The organism is Polaribacter ponticola, from assembly GCF_026191475.2.
GTDB lineage: Bacteria > Bacteroidota > Bacteroidia > Flavobacteriales > Flavobacteriaceae > Polaribacter > Polaribacter ponticola.
The window spans coordinates 385,405-404,666 of the sequence record NZ_JAOSLC020000002.1; the positions used below are offsets into that span (position 1 = coordinate 385,405).

The window sequence follows — 19,262 nt, forward strand, 5'->3', positions numbered from 1 at the left end:
AAAGAGATTACATATTTGTAATCTCTTTTTTTATTGGTCTTTTTTACAAAATCTTACTCTAAAGCTCCTAGATAACGTTCTGCATCTAAAGCGGCCATACAACCTGTTCCTGCGGCAGTAACCGCTTGCCTATATTCTTTATCTTGAATATCTCCAGCTGCAAAAACTCCTGGTAAATTTGTTTTTGTTGATTTTCCTTGGGTAATTAAATAACCAACATCATCCATATCTAAAACACCTTTAAATAAATCTGAGTTAGGTTTATGACCAATTGCAATAAAAACACCCGTTACAGGTATATTTGTTGTTTCTTTTGTTTGATTATTAATTGCCCTAACACCTTCTACAACATTAGATCCAATAACCTCATCTATTTCTGTATTGTATAATACTTCAATATTAGCCGTTTTATTAACTCTATGCTGCATTGCTTTTGAAGCTCTCATAAAATCTTTACGAACTAAAATTGTAACTTTATTACAAATATTAGATAAATAAGTTGCTTCTTCAGCAGCAGTATCTCCTGCTCCAACAACAACAACATCTTGTCCTTTGTAGAAAAATCCATCGCAAGTTGCACATGCAGAAACACCTCCACCAATTAAACGCTGCTCACTCTCAATACCTAAATATTTTGCAGTTGCTCCTGTACAAATAATAATAGTTTCTGCTTCTATATGTTTCGTTTCATCAACTATAACCTTATGAATACCACCAACTTTATCACTTAAATCTACTTTTGTTACCAAACCAAAACGAACTTCGGTTCCAAAACGTTCTGCTTGTTTTTGCAAATCATTCATCATTGCTGTACCATCTGTCCCATTTGCATACCCTGGAAAATTATCAACTTCTGTAGTAGTTGTTAATTGACCACCCATTTGCATACCTGTATACATTATTGGTTTCATATCTGCTCTAGCTGCATAAATAGCTGCCGTATAACCTGCAGGACCTGAACCAATAATTAAGCATTTTAATTTTTCTATTGTATCTGACATATTATTTTCTGTATCAATTTAAGATGTGTAAAAATATAGTTTTTTGATACTTTTTAAAACGAATGTTTATAAGTTTTAATAATGAGAACATAAGTAGATATAATTAATCGGAAGTAATTTTTAAAATTTATTTTAATTCGTTGGTATATTACAAAAAGAGTGTATATTTGCTGTCCTTAAATGAGCAATCATTTTCGGGGTGTAGCGTAGCCCGGTCATCGCGCCTCGTTTGGGACGAGGAGGTCGCAGGTTCGAATCCTGCCACCCCGACTAAAATGAATACCAATAGAAACTAAAACCTTGTAAATCGTATGATTTACAAGGTTTTGTGGTTTTTGGGTTAACATAAGAATTGAATTAATATAGTTTAGTTTGGTTCACAATTCGGTTCACAGTTTCAAAACACAAAAAGTGTGAACCAATTGAAACCTTAATAAACTGTTTTTGAAATAGTTGATTTGACTTTCGTCTAGAAGAATGTTTAATTAAAAGACGACAACTATGCAATCACAAATTAATTTTACCTTATCTTTTTGGGTAAACGCAACACGTATTAAAAACAACCAAGTATCTGTATATGGCAGAATAACTGTAAATGGTAAAAGAGCTAATATTAGCTTACAACGAAAAGTTATTCTATCTGAATGGGATTCTCGAAGAGGAAGAGCAAAAGGTAATAAACAGGAATCACGTTTACTCAATAGATATTTAGACCAGGTTAAAAATAGAGTTTATACAGCCTATGATGAACTTATAAAAGAAAAAGCATTTATCTGCTCTCAATCTATTAAAGCTCGTTTTTTAGGTGAAGACAATGAAGAATATTCTTTACTTACTTTAATCGATTATCACAACACTCAAATGAGTGAATCTTTAACTTTTGGCACTTTAAAAAACTACTTCACAACTCAAAAGTATATCAAACTATTTTTAACTAAGAAAAGAAAAATTCAAGACATATATTTATCTCAATTAACATATCGTTTTGTTGTTGACTTTGAAAAATTCTTGCGTTCATATGTTCCTTCAGACCATCAAAAACAGATGGAAAACAACACGGTAATGAAACATATTCAAAGACTCCGTAAAATGGTAACTTTAGCTTATAAAATGGAATGGATAGACAAAGACCCCTTTATAAAGTTTAAGCCCACTTATATTAAAAATGAACGCGAATTTTTAAGAGAAGATGAGTTACAAAAAATCATTGAAAGAGAATTTGATATAGAAAGATTAATCCTGGTCAAAGACTTATTTATTTTTAGTTGCTATACAGGATTATCTTACATCGATGTTATGCAGCTGAACGAAGATAATATAGGTTTAGGAATTGATGGTGGTAAATGGATTATCACAAATAGACAGAAGACGCACAATAAAGTTAAAATACCTCTATTACCAATAGCTGAAATTTTGATTAAGAAATATAAAGGTCACATTAAAACAAAAAAAACTAAAACATTATTCCCTAACATTTCAAATCAAAAATTAAATTCATACTTAAAAGAAATTGCAGATTTAAGTGGCATAAAAAAGAATCTTACTTTCCATATCGCTAGACATACTTTTGCTACTACCATAACTTTAAGTAATGGTGTGCCCATAGAAACTGTTTCAAAATTATTAGGTCATACAAAAATTGCTACAACTCAGATTTATGCTAAAGTTATTGAAAGAAAAGTTAGTGATGATATAGCTTCATTAATACTAAAACTAAGTAATAAAAATGAATCAAAACAAAAAGAACTTTACTCTTAGAAATATTTCAGTAAATTGTATCAAAAAATATGAAAACAGCTCACATAGAAAAAATCATTGAAAAATACCTAAAAAAAGAGAAAACCCAAAGTGCTATATTGGTTAACGGAGTTTGGGGAAGTGGTAAAACTTTTTATTTAAAATCTCAACTAAAAGAGATTATCGAAAAAAATAGTCTCAAAATTATGTATATATCACTAAATGGTATAAGTTCAATTGAAAATTTAGAGCATAAACTATTCCTTCATTTTATTCCCAAGTTGGGTAAAAACCAAAATGATTTAGTTAAAAGTATTACTAATATTTCTACGAATATTGCAAATGCAACAACTAAACTTTTGTTTAGAACAGAAGCTACAGATTTATTGAAAGGATCTACTGTAAAATCTTTTAATTTTAAAAAATACTGTATTTGTTTAGATGATTTAGAAAGGTGTAAAATCCCTATAGATGAGTTAATTGGTTATTTGTCTGAATTTACTGAACATAAGCACACTAAATGTATAATTCTCGCTGATGAAGAAAAAATAAAGAAACAAAAATCTAATAAACAGTTAGCTCATAAATACGATGAAATCAAAGAGAAAGTAATTAGTAGGGTCCTTAATTATGACCCAGAATTATTGGATATCTTCCCTAAACTAATTGAAAAATACAAATCAAAAAGGATTTTTTATAAGTTTTTAAATAAAAGTCAAACCTTTATAGTCTCGATATTTAAAGAACAAAAATCAAAAAACCTTAGAAATATAATTTTCTATTTAGATATTCTGGAAGCAATATATCCAAGCATAAAGAATGCTGACCATAAATATATCGAAGAAGTTTTATTTTCAACAGCTATATTCAGTTTAGAATTCAAAAACGGAAATTTAACATCAAAAGACAGCAATGATTTTAAGGAGTTTGGTAATATAAATAAAGATTGGTATTCAAGAATAGTATCTAATTTTTTAAATAATAAAAGTGATAAACCAAGGAAAAAATCAAATCCCGAATTATTTTATGATAGATATTTAACAAACAGAATTGACCAATACTTCTTTTACCCTAGTATCTATAAATTTGTCCTGTCTGGTTATCTCGATAATAAAAAACTAAAAAAAGAATTAGAATGCAGAGTGCCAGAAAAGGTTTCTGAAGAAATTACAAGTTTTAGAAAATTATTAAATTATAAGTTTAGAGAACTTGATGACAACGAATTTGAAAATTTATCAAAATATGTTCTTGAAAAAGCAGAAGAAGGCTTTTATTGGATGTACGATTACAAGCAAATTGCAAACTTCTATTATCATTTTTTAGAAAAAGGTTTAATAAGTATATCAAAAAAAGATTTAGAAAAAACGTTATTGGATGGCTTAAAAATTTCTGCTAAAAGAACCGAATTTCATTTAGCAACCTTTGAAACTCTAAAACATTTTAACACTCCAGATCCTGACACAAAAAAAATACTTGATAAAATCTTTGAATTTCATTATAAAATACAATCAGAAAATAACACTAAAACTTCAATGAAACTTTCTAAATTAATATCTAATAATGATATTGTTGATTTAGCTGTATTATTTAGTGAACAAAAATTTAATAAAGAATTCCTTCCGCTTGTTAATGTAACTAGCTTTATAAAAGCGGTTAAAAGTTCCAAAAACAAAATGATTTTTACTATTTGTGAGATATTTAAAGATAGATATGATTATAGTAATGTCATTGATTTTATGGCAGGTGATTTAGAATTTTTAAATAATATTACCAAAAAAATAGAAAACTACAAGTCAAACTTAAATCCTGATGAAAGAGTGAGAATTTTTAATTTAAATGAGTTTATTGATGCTCTAAAAGAGATAATTGAAAAACTATCATTGGAAGTTAAATAATTTTTTTGAGACATATAATTCTTATTAAAATCAAAAGGTCATTTTATTTGCACAACCATTGCACTAATTAATTTATATCTTTGCTGAAATGAAATATTTAGCCTTCATATTATCAATTTATATTTTAGCCCTTAATTTAGCACCTTGCGAAGATTATACTGTGCTTGATAATGAGGTTCAAACAGAAGTTTCACAGGTGACCGACAGTAATCATCAACATCAAGGTTCAGACTTATGTTCTCCTTTTTGTATTTGTCAGTGTTGCCATATTAGTGCGTTAGATTTCAAATTTGTAGATGTAAGTATTAATACATCCTACATCTCCACACAAGATTTTTTCTACCAAAATGGTACAGAAAAAGACTTTACTACTTCGATTTTACAGCCTCCAAGGGCATAATTCAGTTTTTTTTAAGGATAGCTATATCCTATTTTGAGCCTAAAAGGTTCTTTTCATTTCGTCTAATTCTAACATTGTTTTGAGTTAAGTCGAGAAGTCTAACTGAATTAACACATTTTCTATGATTAATAAAATCATTGATTTTTCAATCAATAACAAATTTATTATTGGTTTGCTTACGCTTACCATTATTGGAGCAGGTATTTGGAGTATGACCCAAGTACCAATAGATGCAGTTCCAGATATTACAAATAACCAAGTACAAGTTATTACACAAGCACCAAATTTAGGTACAGAGGATATTGAGCAAATTATAACTTATCCAATAGAGATAGCAATGAGTAATCTACCCAATGTTCAGGAAATTCGTTCAATTTCTCGTTTTGGTTTATCTGTGGTTACTATAGTTTTTGATGATGATATGGGAACATATTTACCTCGTCAATTAGTTGCTGAAAAATTGAACGATATTAAAGAACAAATTCCTTCTGGTTTTGGAGAACCTTCAATGGGACCAATTTCATCAGGTTTAGGAGAAATATATCAATATACATTAAAAGTAAAACCTGAATATAAAGATAAATATTCGATTACTGATTTACGTACGATGCAAGATTGGATTGTACAACGTCAAATGGCAATGGTTGAAGGTGTTGTAGAGGTAAATGCAATTGGTGGTAAAATTAAGCAGTATGAGGTTGCTGTTGACCCAAACGAATTGCGGGCAATTGGTTTAACGATTACCGATGTTTTTGAAGCACTTGAAAATAATAACCAAAATACTGGTGGTGCATATATTGAAAAAAATCATCAAGCTAATTTTATTCGTGGTGAAGGTTTGGTGCGTAGTTTGGATGATATTAAAAAAATAACAGTAAAAAACACCAATAATATTCCCATAACAATTGGTGATATTGCCAAAGTGCAATTCGGTTCAGCTATTCGTTATGGAGCATTAACACAAGATGGTGAAGGTGAAGTTGTGGGCGGTTTAGTAATGATGCTTAAAGGAGCAAATTCAAATGATGTTATTGAGAATGTAAAAGAAAGAATGGCTCAAATAGAAAAGTCATTACCAAAAGGCATTATTATAGAATCATTATTAGATCGTAGCAAATTAATAGCAGAAACAACATCTACAGTTGCAACTAATCTAATTGAAGGTGCATTGATCGTTATTTTTGTACTTATTTTCTTATTAGGTAACTGGCGAGGTGGTTTAATAGTAGCTTCCACTATTCCATTATCATTATTATTTGCTTTTATATTGATGAATGCATTTGACGTTTGGGCTAATCTAATGAGTTTAGGTGCAATTGATTTCGGTATTATTGTAGATGGCGCTGTAATTATTGTTGAAAGTACTGTTTTTCTCATTGCATCAAAAGTATTAAAGAAAAGGAAATTAACATCTAAAGAACGTGATGGTGTTGCAGCAGATGCTTCAAAAAAAATGATGAATGCAGCCTTTTTTGGTCAGCTAATTATTCTAATCGTATTTCTGCCAATATTAGCATTAGAGGGCATTGAAGGGAAAATGTTTAAACCTATGGCTTTGACTTTCATTTTTGCAATGATTGGTGCAATGGTGCTGTGTTTGACTTATGTACCAATGATGTCAGCATTAATTTTAAGAACTCCAAAATCAGAAAAAAAATCTTATGGAGATAAATTTGTGCATTGGGTAGAACGTAAATACCAACCTTTATTAGAAAAAGCAATAAAAAAAGGAAAACTAATAATTGGTGTTTCTGTTATTTTATTTGGTATTACAGTTTTTATGTTTACAAAAATGGGGGGCGAGTTTATTCCACAGCTTGATGAAGGCGATATTGCTTTTCACGCTATTTTAAAACCTGGTAGTTCATTAACTGAAACTATTGAAACAACAACAAGGATTGAACAAATTGTTAAAGCAAAGTTTCCTGAAGTTGAGAAAATTGTAAGTCGAATTGGTGTTGCAGAAATACCTACAGATCCTATGCCTATGGATATTGCAGATGTTTTTGTGATTTTAAAACCAAAAAGTGAATGGACTTCAGTTAATTCTAAAGACGAACTCATTGAGCAAATGAAAGAAGCTGTTGAAATAATTCCTGGTGTTAATTTTGAATTTACCCAACCAATTGAAATGCGTTTTAATGAATTATTAGAAGGTGTTAGAGAAGATATAGCTATAAAGATTTATGGTGAAGATATAAATATATTATCTCAAAAAGCAGAAGAAATATCTAAAATTATTGCAGGTACAGAAGGTATTGGAGATATGAAAGCCGAAGCTACAACTGGCTTACCACAAATTACAATAACGTATAATAGAAATAAATTAGCTCAATATGGCCTTCAAATAAATAAAATGAACCAGTTAGTTAAGTCTGCTTTTGCTGGTGGTAAAGCAGGGATAATTTTTGAAGGAGAAAAACGATTTGATTTAGTTGTAAGATTAAATTCTCAAAACCGAAAGAATATTTCAGATGTTCAAAATTTATATATCAATTTGCCGTCTGGAAATCAAATTCCACTTCGTGAAATTGCAGACATAAGCTACAAAGCTGGTCCAATGCAAATAAGTAGAGATAATACGAATAGAAGAACTTATGTTGGTATCAACGTTAGAGGAAGAGATGTAAAATCCTTGGTAATGGAAATAAAATCAAAGTTAGGTGCGCAATTAGAATTACCAACAGGATATTTTATTCGATATGGTGGTGCTTTTGAAAATTTAGAACGTGCCAGTAATCGTTTACTTACAGTTGTACCAATTGCGTTATTACTAATTTTTGTACTCATCTATTTTGCTCTAAAATCGTTACCACAAACCTTAATGATTTATATAGCAATTCCAATGGCGACCATTGGTGGTGTAATAGCATTATGGTTAAGAGATATGCCTTTTAGTATTTCTGCAGGTGTGGGCTTTATCGTTTTATTTGGTGTTGCAGTTTTAAACGGATTAGTAATGATTAGCGGTTTAAATGAACTAAAAGAAGAAGGTGCAACTAATTTAAAAGATAGAATTATAGAAGGTACAAAACGAAGAATTAGACCTATTATGTTAACTGCTTTTACAGATGTTTTAGGCTTTTTACCTATGGCAATTTCAGCTTCAGCTGGTGCAGAAGTACAACGTCCTTTAGCAACAGTTGTTATTGGAGGTTTACTAACTTCTACATTATTAACATTGTTCGTTTTACCAATATTATATCATTGGGTAGAAAATAAATCATTCAACTTGAGAGCAAATAAAAAAATAATTACAGTTACAGCTATGGTCGCTTTTGTGTTTTTCTTACCAATAACAGGTAACGCACAAGAAGTTTATGTTACGTTGCCCGTTATTTCAATGAATGAAGCAGTCAATTTATCAAAAGAAAATTATCCATTATTAAAACAAAAGCAATTAGAAATCAACAAACAAAAGCAGTTAAAAAGTACAGTTTATGATTTTGGTACAACTCAAATTTTCACAGGTGGAGAAGAGATTAATAATGGTAATGGTATTTACACTACTTTAGGAATTGGTCAAAGTAACATTAATGTTTTTGGTATTTCTGCAAAAAAGCGATTGCAAGAGCAACACATTCAATTAGCTCAAAAAGCGTTTCAACTTTCAGAATTAGATTTAGAGTTAGAAGTAAAAAAGGCGTGGGCAAATGTTTTTCAGAGTAAAAGGAAATACAATTTATACAAAGAATTAGATTCCATTTATACCAACTTTGAAAAAGCTGTAGCTTTAAATTACAAAGTAGAAGCAATTTCAAGGTTAGAATATTCAGCAGCCAAAAATCAAGCCTTACAAATTCAAAATAAATTTATCCAGTCAAAAAGTGAATATGATATTGCATTGCAACAATTAAATCTATGGCTGGTTTCTGATACATTCTATACAGTTACTAATGATTTTGAAATCACTAATAAAATTAATGTTGCATCTTTTAATCCAGAGAAACATCCATTATTTGAAATAGCAAAATTAAAGGTAACAGAAGCAGAAGCAAAATATAAGACTGCTAAAGCAGATAATTTACCAAAGTTAAATCTTCAGGGTGGTTTTCAAAACTTAAATGGTAATTCAGGTTTTTACACCTATCAAGCAGGTATTTCAATTCCTTTTTATCCGGAACAAGTAGAGCAAAAGTTAAAACTGCAAAAATAGAAACTGAAATTGCAGAAACTAATATTCTATTCAAAAAACAAGAAGTACAATCAAAGTTTATACAATCTAAAGAGAATTATCAAAAATGGAAAACGTCTTGGTTTTTTATAAAAATAAAGTTTTACCACTTGTAAAAGAACAAAAAGTAGGCGCTTTATTTGCTTACAAAGAAGGTGAAATAGACTATACAGCTTTTACACAATTAATAAAAGAGGCTATTCAATCTGAATTAGAAGCTCAAGAGGCATTAATAAATTATTTAGAAAGTACATTTCAACTACAATATTTTAATCAATAAGAAAATGAAAAAAAATCATATAATATTCTAACAATTGTTTTACTTGGCATTATGTTAACAGCTTGTGTTAATAGTGATAAGAAAATAGCAAATAGCACAAATTCAAATAATAAAGAATTAGAGAGTAATCATAAAGAGTCCAAAGAAGTTATACTTACACAAAAACAGTTTGAAGCTTTACAGATGAAAATAGACACCATTGCATTACGTAATATGAGTGGTTATGTTGAAGCAAATGGCACATTAGAAGTGCCACCTCAAATGGAAGCAACAATTACCCCTGTAATTGGTGCGAACGTAGTATCCATAAATGTAATTGAAGGCGATAAAGTTAAAAAAGGGCAAGTAGTCGCATATTTATCTCATCCAAATATTATAAAAATGCAAACTGATTATTTGAATGCTTTTAGCAACAGTAATTTTTTAAAGAAAAACTACGAACGTCAAAAAAATTATATGATGCAGGCGTTGGTTCTGGTGCAAATTTTCAAAAGGCTGAAGCAGAATATGATGCTTCTAAAGCGATGGTAAACGGATTGGAAGCTCAATTGAAATTATTAAACGTAAATACGTCATCAGTTCGTAATGGAACAATTACTCAAAACATATCATTAAGAAGCCCAATAGAAGGTTTTGTGCAAAAAGTTGAAGTTAAAACTGGGCAGTATGTAGAGCCACAAACAGAGCTTTTTGAAATCGTAAATACACATCACGTTCACGCAGATTTAATGGTATTTGAAAAAGATGTTTACAAGGTTAAAAAAGGGCAAAAAGTGATATTCAATTTACAGTCTAATTCAGATGAAGAACTATCAGCAGAAATTTATTCGGTAAGTAAAACGTTTGAAGATAATCCGAAAGCACTTCACGTTCACGCGGAAATTGAAAACAAAAAAGGAAATTTAATTCCAGGAATGTATATAAAAGGGAAAATTCAAGTTGATAATACTATAACAAAAGCATTACCAGAAAGTGCTATTATAAAAGATGGAGATAGATTTTTTGTTTTTTCTGTAAAAAAAGAAAATAACGATTGGAGTTTTACCCCTATTGAAGTGCTTTTAGGTGTAAAGGATGATAGTTGGATTGAAGTTAAATTTATTAATGAGATAGAAAAAAACTCTAAAATCGCTTATAATAATGCCTATTATTTAATTGCTGAAATGAATAAAGGGGAGACAGAACACGAACATTAAATTATGAAAACAATAGAACAACTTTTAGAATCTAAAAAAATTAGAGTTACAGCGATGCGTTTACTTATTTATAAATTTCTTGCAAAAAAAGAAGTGGCTGTAACATTAAGCGATATAGAAAATGCTTTTGAAAAAGCAGATAGAACCACATTGTACAGGACAGTAAAAACATTTGAAGAAAAAGCAATAGTGCATCAAATAGATGATGGCACAGGAATTACAAAATATGCATTATGTGAAAAAGGATGTAACTGTGAAATTGAAACAGATTTGCATTTACATTTTCACTGTAATAACTGTAATGAAACAATTTGCTTAACAGACCATAAAATACCACAAATAAAAGTACCTGATGGTTTTGTCTCCGAGAATGTAAATCTAGTTGTAAAAGGAATTTGCGATAAATGTAGCGTATAATAAATGCACTTCCATTGCATTGGTTTTTATAGCAATTTTGTATCAATAAAATTAATCTAAAAATCAATGATTTTATTCATTTTCTTTATAGTTTATTTTCTCTTTGTATTTGTCATAAGATCAGTCTTATTAAAAATAAAGACAGGTGTAAATCCATTAACATTTAATAAAACAGATGATGCACACGGTTATAATGGTAAAGTATTCACTGTAATTTCTTTTTTAGAACTCGTTATTGTTGGTATTTACGCCTTTAAAATTGAATGGTCTAAATTTTTACTTCCCTTATGGTATTTAGAAAATGAAATATTATTCAAAATTGGATGGGGATTTTTAATTATTTCTTTAATCCTAGTTTGGTTTGCTCAATCTCAAATGGCTAATTCTTGGAGAATTGGAATTGATAAAAAGAATAAAACAAAACTTGTAACTAAAGGATTATTTTCAATATCAAGAAATCCAATTTTTCTTGGAATTATGTTAGCAAATATTGGATTGTTTTTAATTATTCCAAATGCATTTACATTATTAATAATCTCACTATCTACAATAAGCATCAATACACAAATAAGATTAGAGGAAGATTTTTTAAAACTAGAGTTTGGTAATGATTATTTAAAATATTCAAAAAAAGTGAGAAGATGGATTTGATCATTTTGCTTTTAGAAAAATTACACTAAAAAATGAAAAAAAGAAAGTTAATTTAAGTGATTTAAAACCTGGTTCAGAAAAGCAACACAATCACAAAGATCATCATAATCACGAACACTCAAATAGTAGTTCATTAAAAACCTACATACCTGCAATAGCAAGTTTTATAATGCTAATTATTGGTATTGCATTAGATTATTTTCATGTTGATTTTTTTAAAGATTGGATTCGTATTGTTTGGTATGGTGTTGCTTATATTCCAGTTGGTTTTCCTGTAGTAAAAGAAGGTTGGAAAAGTATTACAAAAGGCGATGTTTTTACAGAGTTTTTTCTAATGTCTATTGCAACCATAGGTGCATTTGTAATTGGAGAATATCCTGAAGGAGTTGCAGTAATGTTATTCTATGCAGTTGGAGAATTGTTTCAAAGTGCAGCAGTTAATAGAGCAAAAAGTAATATTAAAGCGCTACTTGATGTTCGTCCAAACGAAGCTTTAGTATATCGAAATAATGATTATAAATCGGTAAATCCTGAAACTGTAGAAATTGGAGAAAAAGTGAAAGTTCGTGTTGGTGAGAAAATTCCTTTAGATGGAATTTTATTATCCAAAAAAGGTTCTTTTAATACTGCTGCATTAACTGGTGAAAGCAAACCTGATACGATTATAAAAGGAGAAAAGGTATTTGCAGGGAGCATTAATATGGATGGTGTTATCGAAATTGAAACTACTAAAGAATTTAAAGATAGTTCTATTGCCCGAATTCTGGATATGGTTCAAAATGCAACAGCTCGTAAGTCAAAAACCGAATTGTTTATTAGAAAATTTGCGAGAGTATATACACCAATTGTTGTGTTTTTAGCAATAGCTGTTACATTTCTACCTTATTTTTTTGTAGATGATTATGTGTTTAGGGATTGGCTATATCGTGCATTAATATTTTTAGTAATATCCTGTCCTTGTGCTTTGGTAATTTCTATTCCTTTAGGATATTTTGGTGGTTTAGGTGCAGCTTCAAAAAATGGTATTTTATTTAAAGGTGCTTCTTTTTTAGACGCAATGACCAAGATAAATATTTTGGTAATGGATAAAACTGGAACCGTAACAAAAGGAGTTTTTATAATTAAAGAAATTAAAGCCATTAACTGGGAGGAAAAGGAATTTATGAAATACCTAATGGCTATGGAGGAACAATCTACACATCCTATAGCAAAAGCTATTTTAGAGTATAAAGCAGATGGTAAAGATTTTCAAGCTTCAGAAGTATCCGAAATTGCAGGTAAAGGTTTAAAAGGAAAGGTAAATGGTAAACCTGTTTTAGTTGGTAATAAAGCCTTAATGACAGCAAATAATATCGAAGTTTCAAAAGAAATTGACACTATTGTAGAATCTATAGTATTGGTTTCAATCGATAGCCAATTTGCTGGTTATGTAGTGATAGCGGACGAATTAAAAGAAGATGTAAAAAAAACAATTACAGCGTTACATAAAGTAGGCATTAAAAAAATAATGATGCTTTCTGGAGACAAAGATTCTATTACTCAAAAAGTGGCATCAGTATTAAATATTCAAGAAGCCAAAGGCGGTTTATTACCCGAAGATAAATTAAATGAAGTAGAAAAGTTAAAACAAAATTCAGAAAATAAGATTGCTTTTATTGGTGATGGTATTAATGATGCTCCAGTTTTAGCTGCAAGTGATGTTGGTATTGCAATGGGTGGTTTAGGAAGTGATGTTGCAATTGAAACAGCAGATGTAATCATTCAAACAGATCAACCTTCAAAGATGGTAAAAGCTATTCAAATTGGTCGTTCTACAAGAAAAATCGTTTGGCAGAATATCATTTTAGCATTTGGTGTAAAAGTAATTGTGCTAATTTTAGGAGCGGGTGGTTTAGCTACAATGTGGGAAGCTGTTTTTGCAGATGTTGGTGTTGCTTTATTGGCAATATTGAATGCGGTTAGATTACAAAGAATTTATTAAAAACAATATTTTTTAACATTTATTTTAATCTTTTTTATTTCATTATTGTACCTTTGTATTCAGAATGAAAGAGTTTTCTCATAAAATATTCGCTATTTTAATGTCGTTTGTAGTATTATTTTCTACAACTTCATTTGCTATCACAGAACATTATTGTGGTGATACTCTTATGGATACTGCTATTTTTTCAAAAGCAAGCTCCTGTGGTATGGAGACAGAAAACACTTCATCTTCATCTGATTGCTCTTCTTTAGATATCGATTGTTGTACTGATCAACAAATTTTAAAAAATGCTCAAGATGAATTGCAAACTTCAGCTGATAAAATATCTTTTGAGCAAAAGGTTTTTATTGCCTCATTCATTTATACTTATATAAACCTATTCGAAGGTTTAGATAAAAATGTATCTTCTTTTGAAGAATACGCCCCTCCAATCGTCACAAATCAAATCTACAAGATTGACGAGAGTTATTTAATCTAATTTTTAAACAATAGACCGTATTGTCCTATAATTAAACAGTTATAAGGATAATTTGTTGTATTCGGTGTTTTTTTAACGCCTTTGTCTAATTGTTTAATTATCAAGATAAATGATAAATAATAGTATCAAATTTTTAATAGAAAATAAACTTGTAGCAGTTCTTTTACTAGTCCTTTTTATTGGCTGGGGAACTGTAAATGCACCATTTAATTGGGACACAGGATTTTTACCAAGTAGTCCTGTTGCTGTTGATGCAATCCCTGATATTGGTGAAAATCAACAAATTGTATTCACAAAGTGGGATGGTCGTTCCCCACAAGATATAGAAGACCAAATTACCTACCCATTAGCTACTTCATTATTGGGTATTCCAGGTGTTAAAACCATACGTAGTTCTTCTATGTTTGGCTTTTCAAGCATATATATCATTTTTGAAGAAGATGTAGAGTTTTACTGGAGTCGTAGTAGAATCCTAGAAAAATTAAATTCATTACCTAGTGGATTATTGCCTAACGATGTAAATCCAGCATTGGGTCCAGATGCAACAGGATTAGGTCAAATATTTTGGTACACTTTAGAAGGTCGAGATGAAAAAGGTAATGTAACTGGTGGCTGGGATTTGCACGAACTAAGAAGTATTCAAGATTACTATGTTAAATATGCCTTGTCTTCAGCAAGTGGTGTTTCTGAGGTAGCTTCAATTGGTGGTTATGTTCAAGAATATCAAGTGGACGTGAATCCAGAATTAATGCGCCAATATAATATTGAATTACACCACATTGTAAAAGCTGTAAAACAAAGTAATAAAGATATAGGTGCTCAAACCATTGAGATCAATCAAACAGAATATCTAGTACGTGGTTTAGGGTATGTAAAATCAATTGCAGATATTGAAGATGCTGTTGTAACTTCCGAAAACTATACATCAATAAGAATTAAAGACATTGGAAAAGTATCATTAGGTCCTGCTACACGTAGAGGATTATTAGATAAAGAAGGTGCTGAAGTTGTAGGTGCAGTAGTAGTTGCTAGATATGGTGCAAATCCTATGGAAGTTATCAATAACGTTAAAGAAAAAATTAGCGAGTTAAGTTCAGGGTTACCTACAAAAGTTTTAGCAGATGGTAGAACTTCACAAGTCACAATTGTTCCTTTTTACGATAGAACAGAATTAATTCAAGAAACTTTAGGCACTTTAAATGAGGCTTTAACATTAGAGATTTTAATAACAATCTTAGTTATTATGATTATGGTTTTTAATCTACGAGCTTCAATTTTAATATCAGGTCTGCTTCCTGTTGCTGTTTTATTGGTGTTTATTGCAATGAAAATTTTCAATGTTGATGCAAATATTGTAGCACTTTCTGGTATTGCTATTGCCATTGGAACAATGGTTGATGTTGGCGTCATACTTTCAGAGAACATTATTCGTCACCTAGATGAAGATGATGGAAAACTACCAATAAACACAGTGGTTTATAATGCAACCGCAGAAGTTTCTGGTGCAATTATTACAGCAGTAATGACAACGATTATCAGTTTCATTCCTGTATTTACAATGATTGGAGCTGAAGGAAAACTTTTCCGACCATTAGCATTTACAAAAACATTTGCTTTAACAGCTTCTATAATTGTTGCCTTATTTTTAATCCCGCCTTTTGCAGCGTTTTTATTCAGAAAGAAAATTGTTAAAAAGAGTTTCGGATATATTATTAACACGGTTTTAATTTTATCGGGTATAATAGGTGTTATTTACAGTTATTGGCTAGGAATCATCTTAATAGGTTTTGGAATTACTGGAGTCTTAAAACTTCAAGAAAAAATAAATGAAAAGAAAGCAAACCTTGTTAATATTATTATTTCTGTTTCAGCAATTGTAATGCTGTTAGCAGAATATTGGAGACCATTAGGAGTTGATAAAAGTATCTTTTGGAATCTTATTTTTGTAAGTATTATTTGTTTTGGTTTATTAGGTGTTTTCTCATTATTCATAAAGTTTTATACACGAATTTTAAAATGGTGTTTAGATCATAAATTACTTTTCTTATCAATTCCTACAGCTATTGTAATTGCAGGTGTTTTCATTATGAAAAATACGGGTAAAGAATTTATGCCATCATTAAATGAAGGTTCATTTCTTTTAATGCCAACTTCAATGCCTCATTCTGGTGTTGAAGAGAACAAAAGAGTATTGCAACAATTAGATATGGCTGTTGCAACTCTTCCAGAAATAAAAACGGTTGTTGGTAAATCAGGTAGAACAGAATCTGCTTTAGACCCTGCTCCTTTATCAATGTATGAAAACGTTATTCAATACAAGTCAGAATACGCATCGAATGAAAATGGAAAGAGACAGAGATATAAAGTAAATGATGAAGGTTTGTTTGCTTTAAAAAATGGTCAATTCATCGCAAATCCTAACAATTCTGAGAATACCATTTTCAGTAGCATTAAAAAAACGCAACTGATTGAAGATGATGATGGTGAATTTTACAGAAACTGGCGTCCAGAAATTGAAACACCTGACGATATTTGGAAAGAAATCGTAAGAGTAACAAAACTCCCTGGTGTTACCTCAGCGCCAAAACTTCAACCAATTGAGACACGTTTGGTAATGTTACAAACTGGTATGCGTGCACCAATGGGAATAAAAGTAAAGGGACAAGATTTAAAACAAATTGAAGCTTTTGGTATTCAATTGGAAGATATTTTAAAACAAGCTGAAGGTGTGAAACAAGAAGCTGTCTTTGCAGATAGAATTGTGGGTAAACCTTATTTGCTGATAGATATCGATAGAGAAAAAATTGCGAGGTATGGTATTTCAATTCAAGATGTTCAAGATGTTTTAAAAGTAGCTGTTGGTGGTATGGTCTTAACGCAAACTGTTGAAGGTAGAGAACGTTATGGCATTCGTGTTAGGTATCCAAGAGAACTACGTAATAATCCAAACGACTTAAAGCAGATTTATATACCAGTTGCTAAAGGAAGTTCTGTTCCTCTAAGTGAATTAGCAAGTATTCGATACGAACAAGGACCACAAGTAATTAAAAGTGAAGACACGTTTTTAGTAGGCTATGTGTTATTTGATAAATTAGATGGCTTTGCTGAAGTAAACGTGGTTGAAAATGCACAATCTCTTATTAAAGAAAAGATTGATAATGGAGAATTAATTGTGCCAAAAGGTATTAACTACAAATTTACTGGAACATATGAGAATCAGTTAAGAGCGGAAAAAACTTTGTCTGTCGTAGTTCCTTTAGCATTGGCAATTATCTTTTTAATTTTATACTTCCAATTTCGCTCAGTAGGTACATCCTTAATGGTATTTACAGGAATTGCTGTTGCATTTGCAGGTGGTTTTATTATGATTTGGCTCTATGGTCAAAATTGGTTCTTAAACTTTAACTTCTTCGGAGAAAACCTTAGAGATTTATTCCAGATGCATCCTATTAATCTAAGTGTAGCTGTTTGGGTTGGTTTTATAGCATTATTTGGTATTGCAACAGATGATGGTGTGGTTATGGCTACCTATCTAACACAAATATTTGATAGAGATACACCTCAAAACAAAAAAGAAATTAGAGCATCTATTGTAGAAGCTGGTGAAAAAAGAATTAGACCCTGTTTGATGACTACAGCAACAACAATTTTAGCATTATTACCGGTTTTAACCTCAACAGGTCGTGGTAGTGATATTATGATTCCTATGGCCATACCTAGTTTTGGAGGAATGTTAATTGCTCTAATTACCTTATTTGTTGTTCCTGTATTATACAGCTGGAAAGCTGAATTTCAACTTAAAAAAACAACAAAATGAAACAGATAAAATCACACATTATAACAGTTTGTATTCTTTGTTCCTTATTCTTTGTTGTAGAAGGTAATGCACAACACCTAGAAAGTCTAATTAATGTTGCATTGACTAATAATCCAGAGATCACAAAATTTGAATTAAGATATAAGATTGCATCCGAGAAAATAAATGAAGTCAACACAATTCCAAATACTGAATTTGGCGTAGGGTATTTTATAAGTACACCAGAAACTAGAACTGGAGCACAGCGCTTTAAAGTATCTGCAAAACAAATGATGCCTTGGTTTAATACCATTTCAGCTCGTGAGAACTATGTAAAGTCATTGGCAAAAGCAAAATATGAAGACATAGTAATTGCTAAACGTAAGTTAATATCAGCAGTATCTCAATCGTATTATAATTTGTATGCGAACAATGCAAAACAAAAGGTATTAATTGACAATATTGAACTCTTAAAAACCTACGAAACAATGGCATTAACATCTGTTGAAGTAGGTAAAGCATCAGTGGTTGATGTGTTAAGATTACAAATGCGTCAAAATGAACTGCAACAATTATTAGAAGTTTTATTGCAACAATTTATAGCAGAACAAACCGCTTTTAATAAACTTTTAAATCGTGAAAGAGATATCAAAGTTAATGTGATTAAAGAATTACGAATTCCTTTAAAATCTTTTGAAGATAACACTGGCAATTTAGAATTACATCCTGAATTACTAAAATTTGATAAGTTGTATTATTCAGTTGAACAATCTGAATTGTTAAACCAAAAAGAGAGCAGCCCTATGATTGGTTTTGGATTAGATTACATTAACGTAGAGAAGCGTCCTAATTTAGATTTTAGCGACAATGGTAAAGATATCGTAATGCCAATGGTTTCAATATCAATTCCCATTTTCAATAATAAATACAAATCAAAAACGGTACAAAACAGACTACAGCAACAAGAAATTACAGCTCAAAAACAAGAACGTCTAAACAAATTAACAACACGTTTAGATAAGGCTTTTAATGATAGAATTTCTTCACGAATAAGTTATCAAACTCAATCAAAAAATTTAATCCAAGCCAAAAATGCACAAGACATTTTAACAAAGAGCTACGAAACTGGTACAATTAACTTCAATGATGTTTTAGACATACAAGAGTTGCAGTTAAAGTTTCAACTAAATCAAGTAGAGTCAATTAGAAGGTATTACATACAATCAACAATTATTAATTATTTAAAACAGTAA

Annotated in this window: 10 protein-coding genes, 1 tRNA gene and 2 pseudogenes; 12 read left to right on the plus strand and 1 reads right to left on the minus strand. The window is 30.3% G+C overall.

The genetic code is table 11. From position 1 onward, the window contains the following. Positions 1 to 53: 53 nt before the first annotated feature. Positions 54 to 1,001 (minus strand): thioredoxin-disulfide reductase, encoded by a 948-nt coding sequence (gene trxB / locus N5A56_RS02150; RefSeq protein ID WP_274270149.1) that lies wholly within the window; start codon positions 999 to 1,001, stop codon positions 54 to 56. Positions 1,002 to 1,196: 195 nt separating this feature from the next. Between trxB and N5A56_RS02155 the strand changes: the two genes are divergently transcribed. The 12 genes and pseudogenes from N5A56_RS02155 to N5A56_RS02205 all read left to right on the plus strand — a co-directional run bounded on the left by N5A56_RS02155 (position 1,197) and on the right by N5A56_RS02205 (position 19,262). Further along, positions 1,197 to 1,271: transfer RNA gene (locus N5A56_RS02155), tRNA-Pro, on the plus strand. A gap of 231 nt (positions 1,272 to 1,502) precedes the next feature. Next, positions 1,503 to 2,759, plus strand: coding sequence for a site-specific integrase (locus tag N5A56_RS02160; RefSeq protein ID WP_265723987.1), 1,257 nt, complete (start codon positions 1,503 to 1,505; stop codon positions 2,757 to 2,759). 29 nt (positions 2,760 to 2,788) lie between these two features. Continuing rightward, the gene (locus N5A56_RS02165; RefSeq protein WP_265723986.1) at positions 2,789 to 4,633 is read left to right on the plus strand and encodes a P-loop NTPase fold protein; all 1,845 of its coding nucleotides are present in this window, start codon (positions 2,789 to 2,791) and stop codon (positions 4,631 to 4,633) included. A gap of 88 nt (positions 4,634 to 4,721) precedes the next feature. Beyond that, a complete protein-coding gene (locus N5A56_RS17305) occupies positions 4,722 to 5,033 on the plus strand; it encodes a DUF6660 family protein (RefSeq protein ID WP_337994738.1) in 312 nt (103 codons plus the stop codon). 121 nt (positions 5,034 to 5,154) lie between these two features. Next, a pseudogene (locus N5A56_RS02170) lies at positions 5,155 to 9,487 on the plus strand (CusA/CzcA family heavy metal efflux RND transporter). Positions 9,488 to 9,538: 51 nt separating this feature from the next. Beyond that, a pseudogene (locus tag N5A56_RS02175) lies at positions 9,539 to 10,683 on the plus strand (efflux RND transporter periplasmic adaptor subunit). Positions 10,684 to 10,686: 3 nt separating this feature from the next. Further along, a complete protein-coding gene (locus N5A56_RS02180; RefSeq protein ID WP_265723985.1) occupies positions 10,687 to 11,100 on the plus strand; it encodes a Fur family transcriptional regulator in 414 nt (137 codons plus the stop codon). Positions 11,101 to 11,166: 66 nt separating this feature from the next. Beyond that, entirely contained in the window at positions 11,167 to 11,751 is a 585-nt protein-coding gene (locus tag N5A56_RS02185) for a methyltransferase family protein (RefSeq protein WP_265723984.1), read from the plus strand. 169 nt (positions 11,752 to 11,920) lie between these two features. Beyond that, positions 11,921 to 13,732, plus strand: a complete 1,812-nt coding sequence (locus tag N5A56_RS02190) for a heavy metal translocating P-type ATPase (RefSeq protein WP_265723983.1) — start codon at positions 11,921 to 11,923, stop codon at positions 13,730 to 13,732. A gap of 64 nt (positions 13,733 to 13,796) precedes the next feature. Next, positions 13,797 to 14,213, plus strand: a complete 417-nt coding sequence (locus tag N5A56_RS02195; RefSeq protein ID WP_265723982.1) for an HYC_CC_PP family protein — start codon at positions 13,797 to 13,799, stop codon at positions 14,211 to 14,213. A gap of 109 nt (positions 14,214 to 14,322) precedes the next feature. Next, a complete protein-coding gene (locus N5A56_RS02200; RefSeq protein WP_274270151.1) occupies positions 14,323 to 18,030 on the plus strand; it encodes an efflux RND transporter permease subunit in 3,708 nt (1,235 codons plus the stop codon). After that, positions 18,027 to 19,262, plus strand: a complete 1,236-nt coding sequence (locus tag N5A56_RS02205; protein ID WP_265723978.1) for a TolC family protein — start codon at positions 18,027 to 18,029, stop codon at positions 19,260 to 19,262. The genes N5A56_RS02200 and N5A56_RS02205 overlap by 4 nt, the downstream gene beginning before the upstream one ends.